This window comes from Buchnera aphidicola (Chaitophorus populicola), assembly GCF_964058995.1.
GTDB lineage: Bacteria > Pseudomonadota > Gammaproteobacteria > Enterobacterales > Enterobacteriaceae > Buchnera_J > Buchnera_J aphidicola_BO.
Genome location: NZ_OZ060382.1, coordinates 1 through 16,746, shown reverse-complemented (window position 1 = coordinate 16,746; position 16,746 = coordinate 1). Strand labels below are relative to the sequence as shown.

The 16,746-nt window shown below is 20.0% G+C and carries 16 protein-coding genes; 4 read left to right on the top strand and 12 right to left on the bottom strand.

All coding sequences use genetic code 11. The annotated features are described in order from the left end of the window. Positions 1–11: 11 nt before the first annotated feature. The 3 genes from yidC to rpmH form a co-directional block, all read right to left on the bottom strand. The gene (yidC, locus tag AB4W57_RS00080; protein WP_367677543.1) at positions 12–1,640 is read right to left on the bottom strand and encodes a membrane protein insertase YidC; all 1,629 of its coding nucleotides are present in this window, start codon (positions 1,638–1,640) and stop codon (positions 12–14) included. 161 nt (positions 1,641–1,801) lie between these two features. Further along, entirely contained in the window at positions 1,802–2,146 is a 345-nt protein-coding gene (gene rnpA / locus AB4W57_RS00075; RefSeq protein WP_367677542.1) for a ribonuclease P protein component, read from the bottom strand. A gap of 20 nt (positions 2,147–2,166) precedes the next feature. Further along, a complete protein-coding gene (rpmH, locus tag AB4W57_RS00070; RefSeq protein WP_367677541.1) occupies positions 2,167–2,310 on the bottom strand; it encodes a 50S ribosomal protein L34 in 144 nt (47 codons plus the stop codon). Between the two features lie 217 nt (positions 2,311–2,527). Between rpmH and AB4W57_RS00065 the strand changes: the two genes are divergently transcribed. The 4 genes from AB4W57_RS00065 to gyrB all read left to right on the top strand — a co-directional run bounded on the left by AB4W57_RS00065 (position 2,528) and on the right by gyrB (position 7,456). Continuing rightward, complete coding sequence (locus AB4W57_RS00065; RefSeq protein WP_367677540.1) at positions 2,528–2,977, top strand: DnaA N-terminal domain-containing protein; 450 nt, start codon at positions 2,528–2,530, stop codon at positions 2,975–2,977. Next, positions 2,872–3,852 carry a chromosomal replication initiator protein DnaA gene (gene dnaA / locus AB4W57_RS00060; RefSeq protein WP_367677731.1) on the top strand — a complete coding sequence of 327 codons (981 nt, stop codon included), beginning with the start codon at positions 2,872–2,874 and terminating at the stop codon, positions 3,850–3,852. The genes AB4W57_RS00065 and dnaA overlap by 106 nt, the downstream gene beginning before the upstream one ends. A 7-nt stretch (positions 3,853–3,859) precedes the next feature. Continuing rightward, on the top strand, positions 3,860–4,966 hold the full coding sequence (gene dnaN / locus AB4W57_RS00055) for a DNA polymerase III subunit beta (protein ID WP_367677539.1): 1,107 nt from the start codon (positions 3,860–3,862) through the stop codon (positions 4,964–4,966). Positions 4,967–5,044: 78 nt separating this feature from the next. After that, on the top strand, positions 5,045–7,456 hold the full coding sequence (gene gyrB / locus AB4W57_RS00050; RefSeq protein WP_367677538.1) for a DNA topoisomerase (ATP-hydrolyzing) subunit B: 2,412 nt from the start codon (positions 5,045–5,047) through the stop codon (positions 7,454–7,456). A 93-nt stretch (positions 7,457–7,549) separates the two neighbouring features. Here the strand turns inward: gyrB and atpC are convergent, their stop codons facing one another. The 9 genes from atpC to mnmG form a co-directional block, all read right to left on the bottom strand. Further along, complete coding sequence (gene atpC, locus AB4W57_RS00045) at positions 7,550–7,981, bottom strand: ATP synthase F1 subunit epsilon (protein ID WP_367677537.1); 432 nt, start codon at positions 7,979–7,981, stop codon at positions 7,550–7,552. 27 nt (positions 7,982–8,008) lie between these two features. After that, positions 8,009–9,415, bottom strand: a complete 1,407-nt coding sequence (gene atpD, locus AB4W57_RS00040; RefSeq protein ID WP_367677536.1) for a F0F1 ATP synthase subunit beta — start codon at positions 9,413–9,415, stop codon at positions 8,009–8,011. Between the two features lie 28 nt (positions 9,416–9,443). Beyond that, the gene (gene atpG, locus AB4W57_RS00035) at positions 9,444–10,322 is read right to left on the bottom strand and encodes an ATP synthase F1 subunit gamma (RefSeq protein WP_367677535.1); all 879 of its coding nucleotides are present in this window, start codon (positions 10,320–10,322) and stop codon (positions 9,444–9,446) included. A 33-nt stretch (positions 10,323–10,355) separates the two neighbouring features. Continuing rightward, positions 10,356–11,903 carry a F0F1 ATP synthase subunit alpha gene (atpA, locus tag AB4W57_RS00030; RefSeq protein WP_367677534.1) on the bottom strand — a complete coding sequence of 516 codons (1,548 nt, stop codon included), beginning with the start codon at positions 11,901–11,903 and terminating at the stop codon, positions 10,356–10,358. 11 nt (positions 11,904–11,914) lie between these two features. Then, positions 11,915–12,451, bottom strand: a complete 537-nt coding sequence (gene atpH / locus AB4W57_RS00025; protein WP_367677533.1) for an ATP synthase F1 subunit delta — start codon at positions 12,449–12,451, stop codon at positions 11,915–11,917. After that, positions 12,448–12,933: a F0F1 ATP synthase subunit B gene (gene atpF / locus AB4W57_RS00020; RefSeq protein WP_367677532.1), complete on the bottom strand. Its 486-nt coding sequence runs from the start codon at positions 12,931–12,933 to the stop codon at positions 12,448–12,450. Before atpF ends, atpH begins: the two co-directional genes overlap by 4 nt. A gap of 124 nt (positions 12,934–13,057) precedes the next feature. Further along, positions 13,058–13,297, bottom strand: coding sequence for a F0F1 ATP synthase subunit C (atpE, locus tag AB4W57_RS00015; RefSeq protein WP_367677531.1), 240 nt, complete (start codon positions 13,295–13,297; stop codon positions 13,058–13,060). Positions 13,298–13,342: 45 nt separating this feature from the next. Beyond that, a complete protein-coding gene (gene atpB / locus AB4W57_RS00010; RefSeq protein WP_367677530.1) occupies positions 13,343–14,164 on the bottom strand; it encodes a F0F1 ATP synthase subunit A in 822 nt (273 codons plus the stop codon). Between the two features lie 213 nt (positions 14,165–14,377). Further along, on the bottom strand, positions 14,378–16,279 hold the full coding sequence (mnmG, locus tag AB4W57_RS00005) for a tRNA uridine-5-carboxymethylaminomethyl(34) synthesis enzyme MnmG (protein WP_367677529.1): 1,902 nt from the start codon (positions 16,277–16,279) through the stop codon (positions 14,378–14,380). Positions 16,280–16,746: the final 467 nt, after the last annotated feature.

The window sequence follows — 16,746 nt, the reverse complement described above, 5'->3', positions numbered from 1 at the left end:
CATTAAAATAATTAATCTTTTTCTTGTTTTTTTTTTAAATTAATAGTAATTAATCTTTGTTGTACTAAATTAAATATATTACTTACTAAGTAATATAATACTAATCCAGAAGGAAACCATAAAAAAAATATTGTAAATAAAAATGGAGTAAGAAACATAATTTTTTCTTGAATATTTTCTGAAATATCATTATTAAATGTATGTGAAGAATTTATTTTTTGTCCAATAAACATACTGCATCCCATTAATATAGGAAGTATATAAAATGGATCATAACTTGATAAATCTTGAATCCAAAAGATAAAAGGAGAATATTTTAATTCAATAGAATTAGTTAATGTATAATAAAAAGATAAAAAAATAGGCATTTGTATTATAACAGGTAATAATCCAGATAATGGATTAATTTTTTTTCTTTTATACAATAAAATAATTTCAGAACTTATTCTTGCAGGATCATTTTTATATTTATTTTTTAAATAATCTATTTCAGGTTTTAATGATTTTAATTTAGCCATAGATAAAAATTGAGCTTTAGTTAAAGGCAACATACATAAACGCATAATTAATGTAAGAAAAATTATAGAAAAACCCCAATTTCCAAATATAGAATGAAATATACTTAAACAATTTAATAATGGTTTTGATAAAAACCATAAAAATCCATATTCTACTGTGAAGTTTAAATTAGGAGCTAACGCTGCCATTTCATTTTGATTTTTCGGGCCAATCCATAATTTCACATCAAATTCTTTAAAAGAATGCGGATATAGATATACAGGAGAATTATGATATCCAGCAACAACAATATCTTTATTTATTTTTTTTGTATAAATAGTATTTGGTTTTACATCAGTATTCGGTACTAAAACAGCAGTAAAATACTTTTGAACCATAGCTATCCATCCAATATTAATTTTTTTATATAAACTTTCTTTGTTCTGTGATATATCATCTAATTGTAATCTAACATATTTATCATTATCAGATGAATATGAAATTCCTCTATATTTATTAGCACTTAAATTATAATTATCTATAAAAAATGGATCTACAGTTTGAATACATTCTCCAAATATTCTTACTTTAAAATTTTTATTAGTATTATTGTAAATATGATATTTAATTTTCACATCATATCGACCTCTATGAAAAATAAATTTTTTAATAAATTTTTTTCCATCTTGGGAAATAAATATCATAGGAACAATTAATTTATTATGAAACGGTAATAATTGATAAAATTTTTTTTTAGTGTGATATATACCATTTATATCTTGATGTAAATTATTAAAATTTTTTATTTCAGTAAATCCAGTTTTCATTTGGAAAATATAATTTGATTCAGTTCTTAATAAATTTAAATATTTAGAAGGATCTTCTTCATCTCGATATTTTAATAATTTAACAGATTTAATGTATCCATTATTTTTATCTATTACAATATTAAATACATCTGTTTTAATAAAGATATTATTTTTTTGAGAATTATAAATAAATTTTGATATATGATTAGTAGGAGAATTTTCTTTTACAATATAATGCGAAACTAGTATGTTTTTATCTTTATTCCATGCTTTCCACAAAAAAAATGAACATAGAAAAAAAGATAAAATAAGAAAAACACGTTGAAAATACATTTTTTTAAATTCTCTTTGTTTTATTTAGTATTTGTTAAAAACTAAAAAATTCATGATATCTTATATAGAAATATTTTAAAAAAATAAAATTAGATTAAGATTTTAATCTAACTTTAATTTTTATTTGAATATATTTAATTTTTTTTAAATTTAATGAAATATTATTTAAGAAAATATCTTGACCAAGCAAATTTTAATTTTCTTAAAAATAATTTTCTGTCATTTTTAGATGTTTTTTTTTTTACAACAACTACAAAATCCATCAAAATAAAATTATTTTGATATAAACGAAAAAATTCTCGTATTAATCTTTTTAAATAATTTCTTTGATAAGCTTTTTTTATACATTTTTTAGAAATAGAAATACCTAATCTCGGAAATTTCATATTATTTATTTTTCCAAAAATTACTATTTCTTGAAATTTTACTTGATAACCGCATCTAAAAACTATTTTATATTGTAAAGTATTTAATAAACGTAAACGTTTATTAAAGGAAAATTTCATCACAATAATATAAAAATATTTTACTTAGAAGATACAGTTAAATACGATCTATTTTTAGATCTTCGACGAGATAATATATAACGACCACTTTTAGTAGACATTCTTGATCTAAAACCATGCATACGCTTTCGTTTTAATATTGATGGTTGAAAAGTTCTTTTCATAATTTTAAAAACCTAATAAAAAATTAATTTATAATAATAACAATATATTTTAATTTTAATAAAAAATATACATAAACACAATAAACTATAAATAAATCTATAATATATAAATTATAACATAAAGAATATAAATTTATTTTTATGCAAAATAAAAAATATAATGAATATATTTGTTTATTTTTTTCATGAATTTTTTAATATTCTGGAGTTATCAAATATGTTTGATTTAAGATGGAAAAAATGTTTAAATTATTTTAAAAAAAAACTCTCTAAATATGAATTTAGTATGTGGATTAGATCATTAAAACCTAAATTTAAAAAAAACAAATTAATTTTATATGCTCCAAATCAATTTATTTTGGATTGGGTAAAAGAAAATTACTTTAAAAAAATTAATTATTTAATAAATAATTTTGATAATTATCGAAAAATTTATATTAAATTAATAATTAATACACAATTAAAAACTACTCAAAAATATATAAATTCTTATTTTAATAAAAATTTTTTAAAAAAAAAAAAAATTATTATAAATACGAAAAAAAAAAATTTAAAAATTTTATTTTATGTAAAAAAAATAAAATTGCATATAAATCTTCTTATAAAACAGCAAAAAATCCTGGAAAACATTATAATCCTTTGTTTATATATGGAAAAACAGGATTAGGAAAATCTCATTTATTGCATGCTATTAAAAATTTTATTAAAAAAAAAAATAAAAATTTAAAAGTAATTTGTATAAATTCAGAATATTTTGTGCGAAAAATGGTGAAATCATTACGAAATAATTCTATAGAAAAATTTAAAAAAAATTATCGTTCTGCAAGTATTTTATTAATCGATGATATTCAATTTTTCTCTAATAAACAAAGATCACAAGAAGAATTATTTCATATATTTAATAATTTAATAGAAAAAAAAAAACAAATTGTATTAACTTCCGATTGTTATCCTACAAAACTAAAAGGAATAAAAAATAAATTAAAATCAAGACTAGATTCAGGATTAAGTGTTTCTATAAAACCTCCAAAAAAAAATACTAGAATTAAAATTCTAATAAAAAAATCTACTGAAAAAAATATTCAATTACCATATAAAATAGCTCAATATATTGCAAAAAAATTAAAATCAAATATTCGTGAATTAGAAGGAGCAATAAATAAAATTCATGCTAATTCAATTCTTAATCCTAACACCATTATTGATATTAAATTTATTAAAAAAATTTTAAAAGATTTATTTAACACTAAAATAAAAAAAATTACAATAAAAAAAATTCAAAAAACTGTAGCAAATTATTATAACGTAAAAATATCTGATATAGTGTCAAAAAAAAGATCTAAATTAATTGTTTTATCTAGGCAAATATCTATGAGTCTTATTAAAAAATTAACAAAAAATAGCTTAAAAGAGATTGGATATTATTTTAATCAAAAAACACATACGACAGTAATATATTCATGTCAAAAAATAAATAAATTATTACATAGTAATCTTAAAATTAAAAAAGATTATATCTATTTACTTAAAAAATTATCTTAATAAAATTATGAAATGTATTGTTGAAAAAAAAAACTTTCTTATACCTTTACAAAAAATTAGTACTCTATTAATTAAAAATAATCCAAATGAAATATTAGGAAATATTTTAATCGAAATAAAGAAATCTTATATTTTATTAATCAGTACTAATACTGAAATTCAACTAATTTATAAAATTCCTAATAATTATACTTGTATTAATGGAAAAATAACGGTTTCTGGAAAAAAAATCTTAGATATTTTTAGAATTATTTCTGAAAAATTCTTAATTCATATAAAAACTATAAAAAAAAAATTATATATATATTCTAAAAATAGCAAATTTTTTTTATTAACTTTACCTGCAAAACAATTTCCTTATTTTAAGAAACAAAAGTATGACAAAAAGTTTTATATAAATCAAAAAATTTTTAAAAATATGTTAGAATATACTTATTTTTCAATGTCTATAAAAGATGTACGACCGTATTTAAATGGAATTTTTATAGAATTTACTAAAAAATATATTCGTTCAATCGCTACTAATGGACATAGAATTGCTATTTTTAAAAAAAAAATACAAAAAAAAAAATCTTTTCCAATCTTTAATATTATATTACCTAGAAAATCTGCAATAGAATTAAATAAACTATTAACAAAAGAAGATCTTTTAATTAAAATTTTATTTAATCAAAACAGTATAAAAATTTGTATTAATAATATCATATTTATTTCAAAATTAATAAATAGCAATTTCCCAAATTTAGATCATATCTTATTACAAGAAAAAAAATATAAAATTAAAGTAAATAGAAATTTATTACAAAAATCTTTAGCTCATGTATCAATTTTAGTACATTCACAACTAAAAGGAATATATTTAAAATTTAAAAACAACATTTGCAAAATTACTTCAGATAATCAAGAAGAAAAAGCAAAATATAAATTTAAAATAAACTATAAATACAAAAAAAAAATAAAAATTTCGATTAATATAAATTATTTATTAGATGTTTTAAACGTTTTAAAAAAAGATTATATTAATTTAATTTTTGATAAAAAATTGCAACTTTTTGAAATTCAAACATCTAAGAAAAAAGAATTAAGATATATTATTTTACCCTTATATCTCTAATTTAAATAAAATAAATTTTTTAAATTAAAATATTTTATTTTATAAAAAAAAATTAAAGAACATTATAAAAGAGAAAAAATGCCAAAAAATTATAATTCATCCAATATAAAAATACTAAAAGGTTTAGAAGCAGTTAAAAGACGTCCAGGAATGTATATAGGAGATACAGATGATGGAACAGGTTTACATCATATGGTATTTGAAGTTGTTGATAATTCCATTGATGAAGCACTTGCAGGATATTGTAAAAAAATTAAAGTTACAATTCATCAAGATCATTCAATATCAGTAAAAGATAATGGTAGAGGTATTCCGATTGATATTCATCCTGAAGAAAATATTCCTGCTTCTGAAGTTATTATGACTATGTTACATGCTGGAGGAAAATTTGATGATTATTCATATAAAATTTCTGGAGGTTTACATGGAGTTGGAATATCTGTTGTAAATGCTTTATCTAAAAAATTAAAATTAACTATTTTTAGAAATAAAAAAGTTTATCAACAATATTATGCTCATGGTAAAAAAACTAGTAAATTAAAAATTATTGGAGTCAGTAAGAAAACTGGAACAAAAATTAGGTTTTGGCCAAATTATAAAATATTTAATAATATTCAAAAATTTGAACATTCTATTATTGCAAATAGATTAAAAGAATTATCATTTTTAAATCCAAAAATTTCTATTCATTTAAATAATAATATTAAAAAAATTAAAAAAATATACTACCACCGTGGTGGTATAAAAGAATTTATTTCATATATTAACAAAGACAAAAAATTTATACATCCAAATACTTTTTATTTTATATCAAAAAAAAAATCTGTGTTAATTGAAATTGCTATGCAATGGAACACTTCATTTAAAGAAAAAATTTTTTGTTATACTAATAATATTCCACAAAAAGAAGGCGGAAGTCATTTATCAGGATTTAAATCTGCTTTAACAAGAACTATTAATAATTATATAGATAAAGAAAATTTTAATAAAAAAAATAAAATTAATATCATAGGAGATGATGTTAGAGAAGGATTAATAGCTATCGTATCTATTAAAATTAATGATCCAAAATTTTCTTCACAAACGAAAGAAAAGCTAGTTTCTTCTGAAGTAAAACCTATTATTGAATCTTTAGTACATGAATATTTAATAGATTTTTTATTAGAAAATCCAAATGATACAAAAATTATTATTCATAAAATTATTGAATCAGCTAAAACTAGAGAAGCTGCTAAAAAAGCTCGAGAAATTACAAAAAAAAAGAGTGCGTTAGAATTATCAGGATTACCTGGAAAACTTGCAGATTGTCAAGAAAAAAACCCAATTTTTTCAGAAATATATTTAGTAGAAGGAGATTCCGCAGGGGGATCAGCTAAACAAGGAAGAAATAGAAAAAATCAAGCTATATTACCATTAAAAGGAAAAATACTAAACGTAGAAAAATCTACTTTTGAAAAAATGCTGTCTTCACAAGAAGTAACTTCTATTATTACAGCATTAGGATGTGGAATTGGAACAGATAATTATGATTTAAAAAAATTAAGATATCATAGTATAATTATTATGACTGATGCAGATGTAGATGGGTCTCATATTAAAACACTATTATTAACATTTTTTTATCGATATATGCCTGAAATAATTGAAAAAGGATATATTTATATCGCTCAACCACCGCTATATAAAATTAAAGTAGGAAAAAAAGAGAAATATATAAAAAACTATATTTCAATGAAAAAATATCAAGTTAACACTGCTTTAAAAAAAATAAAAATTATCAGTAAAACAAAAAAATTTAATATATCTGATTTAAATAAATTTAAAAACACTATTAAAAAATATATTAAAATAAAAAAAATTATACATAAAAAATATCCTAAAATATTTCAAAAAATATTAAAAATGTTAATTCATCAAAAAATTATAAAAAATTTTAAAAATCAAGAAAAAATTAACTCTTGGGCAAAAAAAATTATCTTTCAACTAAATATACAAAACAAAAATAATTCAATATATTCATATAAAATTAAAAAAAATATTAAAAAAAAATATTATGATTTGTATATATACATTAAAATATATGGAAATATAAAAAGTTATCGTATTACATATGATTTTATAAAAAATAAAATTTATAAAAAAATATTAATTATACAACATATGTTAAAGTATTTTAAGAAAAATAAAACATATATTACGCAAAAAAATAAAAAAATATTATTTAAAAATCTAGAATCATCTTTTAAATGGATTATGCATCAATCTAAAAAAAAATTTTTTGTACAACGTTATAAAGGATTAGGAGAAATGAATCCATCACAATTATGGAAAACTACTATGAATCCAAAAACACGTCGAATGATACAAGTCAAAATAAAAGATGCTGTATATTCGAATAAATTATTTAATATTCTTATGGGAGATTCAGTCGAACCTAGAAAAAAATTTATTCAAAAAAATGCACTTAAAGCAGAAAATATAGATTTTTAAATTTTTTTCGTTCAATAAATATTATATATTAAAAATATTAGCGGCAGGATAAAAAATTATATATACCGCCGCTAAAATAGATATAATAATTTTTTATTTTTTTATCTTTTCTATTCTTTCAAATTTAGTAATACATTTTAATTGTTCTAAGATTATATAATATTTTTTTTTTATTTTATTTAAAAATTTAATATTTTTATTTTTTAAATATATATTCTTAATCTTATTTTTTTTATTAATTAATATAAATTTATCTAAATATTTAATATTTATACAATATTTATTTGTCAATATATTAACTGTATTAGATTGAATTTCTAAAATACCTTTTAAAATAAAAAAATATTCTAAAATTTTATTTTTTTTTTTTATGATAACTAAACCAGGATTTAAAAAAGTTAATAATGGAATATGATTAATATAAATACTTAAATAACCTTTTTCTCCTGGAACACAAATAGATTTAATTTTTTTAGAAAAAAGAATTGTTTTTTTTAAACTAAAAATATTTAAATTCAAATACATAAATTTAATCCTAAAATATTATTTAAACTAAACCTTATTATTTTCAAATTTCTTTACAACTTCTTCAATTGATCCTATCATATAAAAAAAATTTTCAGGTATATAATCATATAAACCATCTAAAATACCTTTGAATCCTAAAATAGTATCTTGTAAATTTACATATTTACCAGGAAATCCAGTAAAAACCTCTGCTACAAAAAAAGGTTGAGATAAAAACTTTTGTATTTTACGCGCTCTTGAAACAAGTAATTTATCGTTTTCAGATAATTCATCCATTCCAAGTATAGATATAATATCTTTTAATTCTTCATATTTTTGTAAAATATACTGAACACGTCTTGAAGTATTATAATGCTCTTCTCCTACTATAAAAGGATTTAAATAACTACTGGTAGAATTTAACGGATCAATAGCCGGATATATACCTAAAGAAGAAATTTTTCGACTTAAAGTAATTGTTGAATCTAAATGAGCAAAAGTAGCAACAGGAGCTGGATCAGTAAAATCGTCTGCAGGAACATATACTGCCTGTATAGAAGTTATAGATCCAGTTTTAGTAGATGTGATACGTTCTTGCAATATTCCCATTTCTTCTGACAACGTAGGTTGATACCCTACAGCAGAAGGAATTCTACCTAATAAAGATGAAACTTCTGTTCCAGCTAATATATATCGGTATATATTATCAATAAATAAAAGAACATTCTTGCCTTCATCTCGAAATTTTTCTGCTAAAGTTAATCCTGTAAATGCCACTCTAAATCTATTACCAGGAGATTCATTCATTTGCCCGTAAACTAAAGATACTTTATTAATAACTTTTGAATCTTTCATTTCATTATAAAAATCATTTCCTTCACGTACTCTTTCACCTACTCCTGTAAAAACAGAATAACCTTGATGCTCAATAGCAATATTTCTTATTAATTCCATCATATTAACTGTTTTTCCTACTCCTGCTCCACCAAATAAACCTACTTTTCCACCTTTTGCAAAAGGACAAAGTAAATCAATAACTTTAATCCCTGTTTCTAAAATTTCATTTGTATTTGACTGTTCTTCATATGACGGAGGTTTACGATAAATTTCCCAATATTCTGATTTAGAAATATTTTTTTTATTAAAAATTGGACCTCGATTATCTATAGGATAACCTAAAACATTAATAATTCTACCTAAAGTAAATTTACCTACTGGAACTTTAATAGAATGTTTTAAATTACGTACTAATAATCCTCTCTTGATTCCGTCTGAAGAACCCATAGCAAGGGTCCTTACAACCTTAGAGCCAATATGTTGTTGTACTTCTAAAATTAATAAATTTTTTTCATTTTGTACTTCTAAAATATGATTAATAGTTGGTAAATTTCCTTGAGAAAACTTTACATCTACAACTGGTCCTATTATTTGCACAATTTTTCCAAAAAACATATATTTATTCAACCTCAATATAATTTTTTTAATCCATTAAAACTGCTGATGCTCCTGAAATTATTTCAGTTAATTCTTGGGTAATGTTATCTTGACGTAATTTATTATAAATTAAATGTAACTCTTTAATTAAATCAGTACTATTTTCAGTAGCATTCTTCATAGCTATTACACGAGAAGAATATTCAGTAAGTAAATTTTCTAAAATACTATAGTAAATTTTAATATTAAAAAATTGATTACATAAATTTTCTAATAATAAATCTATATTAGATTCATAAACATAATCCCAAGAATTTCTATTTATTTGGTTATTATCTTTTAAAGAAATAGGAAGTAATGTTTCTATAACTGGTTTATAATTAATTTTATTTTGAGATTTATTAAAAGCAATTAAGATTTGATCAAATTTATTAAATTTATAATCAGAAAATAAAATTTTAGAAATTTTACTTGAATGTAAATAATTTAAATTTTTAAAAAAATTATTATCATATATTTTAATATCGTTTTGAAATTGATTTAAAAAATTTATTTCTTTTTTACCTAATATAATTAACTTATAAACAACTTTATTTAAAGATAAATTATTTAAATAAGGAATAATTTTTTTTGATAAATTATGATTTAATCCCCCACATAAACCTTTACTTGTAAAAACTACAATAAAAGCAATTTTTTTAATTTTTTTTGGAAAAGTAAATATATTCTTTTGTTTTTTAGATTGTGATAAATAAATTATTTTTTTAATAATCTCTTTAAGAGTATTAAAATAATAAAATATTTTTTTTATTTTTTTATCTACTTTTTTCATCTTAATAATCGAAATCATTTCCATAGCTTTAGTAATTTTTTTTGTATTAGTAATACTATGAATTTTTTTTTGTATATCTTTTTTATTAAACATAATATAACGACCTATATAAAAATTTTATATGTTTTATTCCATTAAATCATATTTATTTTTAAATTTTTCAATTAAATTTCTAAATTCTTTTTTTATTTCTAAAGTATATATTCGATTTTTATTTATATCTTTTAATAACGTAGAAAAATTTTTACGCATATAAAATAATAATTTATCTTTAAAAGAAGATATGTTTTTTAATTTAATATTATTTAACAAACTTTCTTCAATAGAAAATAATAAAATTGCTTGCTCACCAATAGACAAAGGTTGATACTGATTTTGTTTTAATAATTCAATAATTTTTTTACCAATCATTAATTGATTTTTTGTAGATATATCCAAATCAGAAGAAAACTGTGAAAAAGATTCTAATTCTTGATATTGTGCTAAAGTTGTTCTAATTCCACTAGATAATTTTTTAATAATCTGTGATTGAGCTGAACTCCCTACACGTGAAACAGAAATTCCAGAATTTACTGCAGGACGTATACCTGCATGAAATAAATTAGACTCTAAAAATAATTGACCATCTGTAATAGAAATAATATTTGTCGGAATAAAAGAAGAGACATCTCCTGATTGCGTTTCTACAATAGGTAAAGCTGTTAAAGAACCTGTTTTATTTAAAACTAGATTTTTTGTATAAATTTGAACATATTTTTTATTAACTTTCGCAGATCTTTCTAATAATCTAGAATGTAAATAAAATATATCTCCAGGAAAAGCTTCTCTACCAGGTGGTCTTTTTAATAATAAAGAAATTTGTCTATATGAAATTGCATGTTTAGATAAATCATCATAAATAATTAAAGCATCTTCACCTTTATTACGAAAATATTCACCTATAGAACAACCAGAATATGGAGATAAATATTGTAAAGAAGCAGACTCAGCAGAAGAAGCAACAACAATTACTGTATTTTTTAAAACATTATAATGATCTAAAATTTTTACTATATTTAAAATAGTAGAAATTTTTTGTCCAATAGCGACATATATTGATTTAATTCCAGAGTTTTTTTGATTAATAATAGTGTCAATAGCTAAAGATGTTTTACCTGTTTTTCTATCACCAATAATTAATTCTCTTTGACCTTTACCAATAGGTATCATAGAATCAATAGATAAATAACCAGTTTGAATTGGTTCATTAATTTTTTCTCTATCAATTACTCCAGGAGCTTCATTTTCTATAGGCAAATATCCATCATTTTTGATTGGTTCTTTTCCATCAATAGGTATTCCTAAAGCATTAACTATACGACCTAAAAAATTATTCCCTACAGGAATTTCTAAAATACGACCTGTACATCTTACTTTCATCCCTTCATAAATATTTTGAAAAGAACCTAGTACAACTGCACCTACAATTTCTTTTTCTAAATTTAAAGCAATAGCATATTTATCTTTAGATAAAGATAACATTTCTCCTTGCATAGCATTACATAATCCATAAATTCTAATTATTCCATCTATAACAGAAATTACTTCTCCTTCATTATAAATTTTTTTTTGAATTTTAAAATCCATAATTCTTTTTTCAATAATTTTAGAAATTTCTACAGAATTGATCTGCATAGCACTTTCTCTTATGTTTGTAAAAAATTTTTTAAATAAGTTAAATTATTTTTAATAGATAAATCAATTAAAAAATTATTAATTAAAATTCTAAACCCACCAATTAAATTTTGATCTACAATAAAATTAAATTTAATATTTGAAAATATTTTTTTTTTAAGAAAACATTTAATTTTATTTTTTTGTATATTATTCATAATATGCGATGACTGAATAACTATAAATATTTTTTTATTATATTTATTTTTTATAGAATTATATGCTATATAAATTTTATTTAATAAAAATAATCTCTTATTTTCAATCAATATTTTTAAAAAATTTTTTTCATAATTATACATTTTAAGATTGTATAATAAACTTTTAAAAATTTTATATGAAATTATAGGATCAGAATATTGAGAAAAAAAACTTTTTATTTTTTTATGACAAATAATATAAGATATTAAAAACAAGATTTTCTTTACACGATTAATATTATTATTTTTTAACGCAATCTTAAAAATAGATTTTGCATATATATCAGCTAATTCTTTTTTACAAATCATAATTTAAAACCTTTTAAATTAGATGGTAAGTTCTTAATTAATTCATTTATATATTTTTCTGTAATTTTTTCTTGTATAATTTTTTGTGCAATCTGAATAGCTAAAAAAACAGCATGTTTTTTTAATTTTCTTTTAACTTGCATTTTTTCTATAAGAATTTCAGATTTAGCTTGTTTTAAAATTTTTTTCTTTTCAAGTAATGCTTGTTTAATAGATTTTTTTATAATAATATCTTTTTCTAATTTTGCTTTTCGAATTATATCAATAGATTTTCTTTTAGAATCAAGAATTTTTTTTGCAATTTTACATTTAATGTGAATATATTTTTTATTTTTTTGATCTGCTAGTAAAATTGCTTTACGTACATTTTTTTGTCTTTGTTTAATAACACTTATTACGTTTGGCCAAATAAATTTCATACAAAAAAATACAAAAAAAATGAAAGAAATTGACTGTCCAAAAATAGTTGCGTTTATATTCATAAACTTTATTGTTTCCATTAAATAAAATTCATTTCTTAACAATTTTTTTTATTATAACTAAAATTTTTAAAAATTTTTTTATAAAAATATAATTAAAATTAATTAATTATTAAAATTAGTTAAATTAAGAAATTCCAAAAATCATATATAAACCTAATCCTACAGTTATCATCGGAATAGCATCTACTAATCCCATCACAATAAAAAATTGAGATCTTAAAATAGGAATAGAATCAGGTTGTCTTGCAGCACCTTCTAAAAATTTTCCTCCTAATATACCAATACCTATTGCAGCTCCAATTGATCCTAATCCAATCATAATTGCTGCAGCTAAATATACAAAATTCATATCAATATTATGCATCTTTTTAAATCTCCAATATTATTAAATAATAATTATTTAATATAATCATCTTTTTTTATCTGTCATAGATAAATAAATAATAGTTAAAACCATAAAAATAAAAGATTGTAAAAAAATTATTAAAATGTGAAAAATAGCCCAAGGAACACTTAAAATCCATTGTAACCACCACGGTAACAATGCTGAAATTAATATAAAAATCATTTCTCCTGCATATATATTACCAAATAATCTTAATCCTAAAGAAATTGGTTTAGAAAAAAGAGAAATAGATTCTAAAAAAAAATTTAAAAAAATAAAAAAAATATGATTAAAAGGATGAAAAAATAAATCCTTAAAAAATTTTTTTAAACCTTTATTTAAAATACTATAATAGATAATTAAAAAAAACACACTAAAAGACATAGAAAAAACAATATTAATATCTGCTGAAGGTACTACTCTAATATTAGAAATATTTAAAAAATATCGACAAAAAATAGGTATGAAATCTATAGGTAATAAATCCATAGAATTCATTAAAAATATCCAAATAAAAATTGTTAAAGATAAAGGAGCAATTAAAAAATTTCTATTATAAGGATATAAATCTTTAATATTTTTATCAACAAAATCAACAGAAATCTCTACAATAGATTGTAGTTTTCCAGGTACTCCTACATTTAAATTTATAGAGATATAATAAAAAAAAAGCAAAAAAATAAACCCTAAAAAAAATGAAAAAAAAATAGAATCAAGATTTAAAATAAAAAAATTAGTGCTATTATGTTCTAAATTTAAAATTTTAAAAGTTTTGAGATCAAATTGAAAATTTTTTAAATGATGATGAATATATTCTTTGGAATGAAATGTAATTCTAGAAAACATTATAATTCTAACCTTTCCATAATTTAAAAATAAATTTAAAAATAAAATTATTAAATATTCTAACAAAAAATTTAACACAAAAAAAAATAAAAAATTTATTAAATGAATTCTTTAATATTTAATTCATTAATTTTAATTTTATAATTAAAAATATCTTTTTTTTTTAATAATATGATTTAAATATATATCATATAATATTTTTTTATAAATAAATTATTTATTATATAAATATTTTTTTTTAAGATATATAAGCAATATTGATATTGCAGCAGGAGTAATACCAGAAATACGAGAAGCTTGTCCTACAGAAGATGGTTTTCTAAAATTTAATATACTAATAACTTCACTTGATAAACCTTTAATTTTATCATAATTAATCTCAGAAGATAAAAATAAATTTTCATATTTAATATGTTTTTTAATTTCTTTGTTTTGTCTATAAATATAACCTTCGTATTTTAGTTGAATTTCAATTTGTTTTAAAGCTTCTAAATCATGTAAAATATTAGATTTATAAACACCTAATTTAATTAATTTTTCTAAAGTAATTTCTGGTCGTTTTAAAAGATCACTTAAAGATATTTTAGAAGAAGAAATAGAAATAGAAAATTTTTTTTTAATTTTTTTAAAAAAAGAAGTATGAGATTTAATTTGTATTGAATGGATATATTTTTTTTCATTTATAATATTTTCACATTTTTCATTATAACGAATCCATCTATATTTATCAACTAAACCTAAATCTCGTCCAATTTGAGTTAATCTTAAATCTGCATTATCTTCCCGAAGAAATAATCTATGTTCTGCTCGTGAAGTAAAAATTCTATAAGGTTCTTTAGTTCCTTTTGTACATAAATCATCAATTAAAACACCGATATAAGCTTGATCTCTTCTAGGATACCAGAAAGGTTTTTGAAATACATAAGCAGCAGCATTAATTCCAGCTATTAATCCTTGAGCAGCAGCTTCCTCATAACCTGTGGTACCATTAATTTGCCCAGCTAAAAAAAATCCGGAAAAAAATTTAGATTCTAAAGTTAAATTCAAATCTTGAGGATTAAAATAATCATATTCTACTGCATAACCTGGTGATAATATTTTAACATTTTCTAACCCTGAAATAGTTTTAATAAAATTTTTTTGAATAGAAAAAGGTAAACTAGTAGAAATTCCATTTGGATATATTATATTACTTTTTAAACCTTCTGGTTCTAAAAAAATCTGATGTCGAGATCTATCAGAAAATCTTAATACTTTATCTTCAATAGATGGACAATAACGAGGACCAATACCTGAAATTTTTCCTGAATAAACTGCACTTAAATGAATATTATCTTTAATAATTTGATGCGTATGAAAATTAGTATATGTAATATAACATGAAATTTGTTTAAGAATATCATCTTTATTATTTAAAAAAGAAAAAAAAGGAATAGGAAAATCTCCAGATTGTTTTTCTAAATTTTGTATATTAATGCTATTTTTATCTAATCTAGGAGGTGTTCCTGTTTTTAAACGATTCATACGAAAAGGTAATTTTTTTAAATTTTCAGAAAGAATAATTGAAGATTTATCATTAATTCTTCCTCCAGAAAAATTATTTTTTCCAATATGTATTTGGCCATTTAAAAAAGTACCTGTAGTTAAAATAATAGATCTAGAAAAAAATTCTATATGATCATATGTTAAAACACCAATAATTTTATCTTTTTTAAAAATAAAATTAATTACTTCTTGCTCTAAAATTAATAAATTTTTTTGAGAAAATAAAATTTTTTTAACAATTTTTGAATAAATTTGACGATCTACTTGAACACGAGTAGAACGTACTGCTGGTCCTTTTTTAGAGTTTAAAACACGAAATTGAATACCTGCCTGATCAGCAAAAATACCCATAAATCCACCTAAAGCATCAATTTCTTTAACTAAATGACTTTTTCCAATACCACCAATAGCAGGATTACATGACAAACATCCTAAATTTTTAATATTTTGTGTTAAAAGTAAAGTTTTACAACCTAGCCTAGAAGATGCTAAACAAGCTTCAATTCCAGCATGTCCTCCACCAATAATAATAACATCATAAAATTTTTTGTATGTAGTATTATGATCCAAAATATTATTCCTGTATATTTTATGTATTTATATCAAAAATTTATACATATTTAAATATATTTATACATATTTACATATATTTATACATATTTACATATATTTATACATATTTACATATATTTATACATATTTACATATATTTATACATATTTACATATATTTATACATATTTACATATATTTATACATATTTACATATATTTATACATATTTACATATATTTATACATATTTACATATATTTATACATATTTACATATATTTATACATTTATTATCTATTAAAGAATAAAAAATAAAAATAAAAGAATTAAATAATTATAAAAATATTAAATAAAAATAAATAAATAAATAAATAAATAAATAAATAAATAAATAAATAAATTATTATTATAATTAAAAAAAATGTTCATAAAAAATATTATATTATTTAACAAATTATAATTTTTAATTTTTTTTTTTGTTTATAA

Coding starts and splice junctions, on each gene's coding strand:
- yidC (WP_367677543.1), bottom strand. CDS start 1,640: ATGTATTTTCAACGTGTTTTTCTTATTTTATCTTTTTTTCTATGTTCA.
- rnpA (WP_367677542.1), bottom strand. CDS start 2,146: ATGAAATTTTCCTTTAATAAACGTTTACGTTTATTAAATACTTTACAA.
- rpmH (WP_367677541.1), bottom strand. CDS start 2,310: ATGAAAAGAACTTTTCAACCATCAATATTAAAACGAAAGCGTATGCAT.
- AB4W57_RS00065 (WP_367677540.1), top strand. CDS start 2,528: ATGTTTGATTTAAGATGGAAAAAATGTTTAAATTATTTTAAAAAAAAA.
- dnaN (WP_367677539.1), top strand. CDS start 3,860: ATGAAATGTATTGTTGAAAAAAAAAACTTTCTTATACCTTTACAAAAA.
- gyrB (WP_367677538.1), top strand. CDS start 5,045: ATGCCAAAAAATTATAATTCATCCAATATAAAAATACTAAAAGGTTTA.
- atpC (WP_367677537.1), bottom strand. CDS start 7,981: ATGTATTTGAATTTAAATATTTTTAGTTTAAAAAAAACAATTCTTTTT.
- atpD (WP_367677536.1), bottom strand. CDS start 9,415: ATGTTTTTTGGAAAAATTGTGCAAATAATAGGACCAGTTGTAGATGTA.
- atpG (WP_367677535.1), bottom strand. CDS start 10,322: ATGTTTAATAAAAAAGATATACAAAAAAAAATTCATAGTATTACTAAT.
- atpA (WP_367677534.1), bottom strand. CDS start 11,903: ATGCAGATCAATTCTGTAGAAATTTCTAAAATTATTGAAAAAAGAATT.
- atpH (WP_367677533.1), bottom strand. CDS start 12,451: ATGATTTGTAAAAAAGAATTAGCTGATATATATGCAAAATCTATTTTT.
- atpF (WP_367677532.1), bottom strand. CDS start 12,933: ATGAATATAAACGCAACTATTTTTGGACAGTCAATTTCTTTCATTTTT.
- atpE (WP_367677531.1), bottom strand. CDS start 13,297: ATGCATAATATTGATATGAATTTTGTATATTTAGCTGCAGCAATTATG.
- atpB (WP_367677530.1), bottom strand. CDS start 14,164: ATGTTTTCTAGAATTACATTTCATTCCAAAGAATATATTCATCATCAT.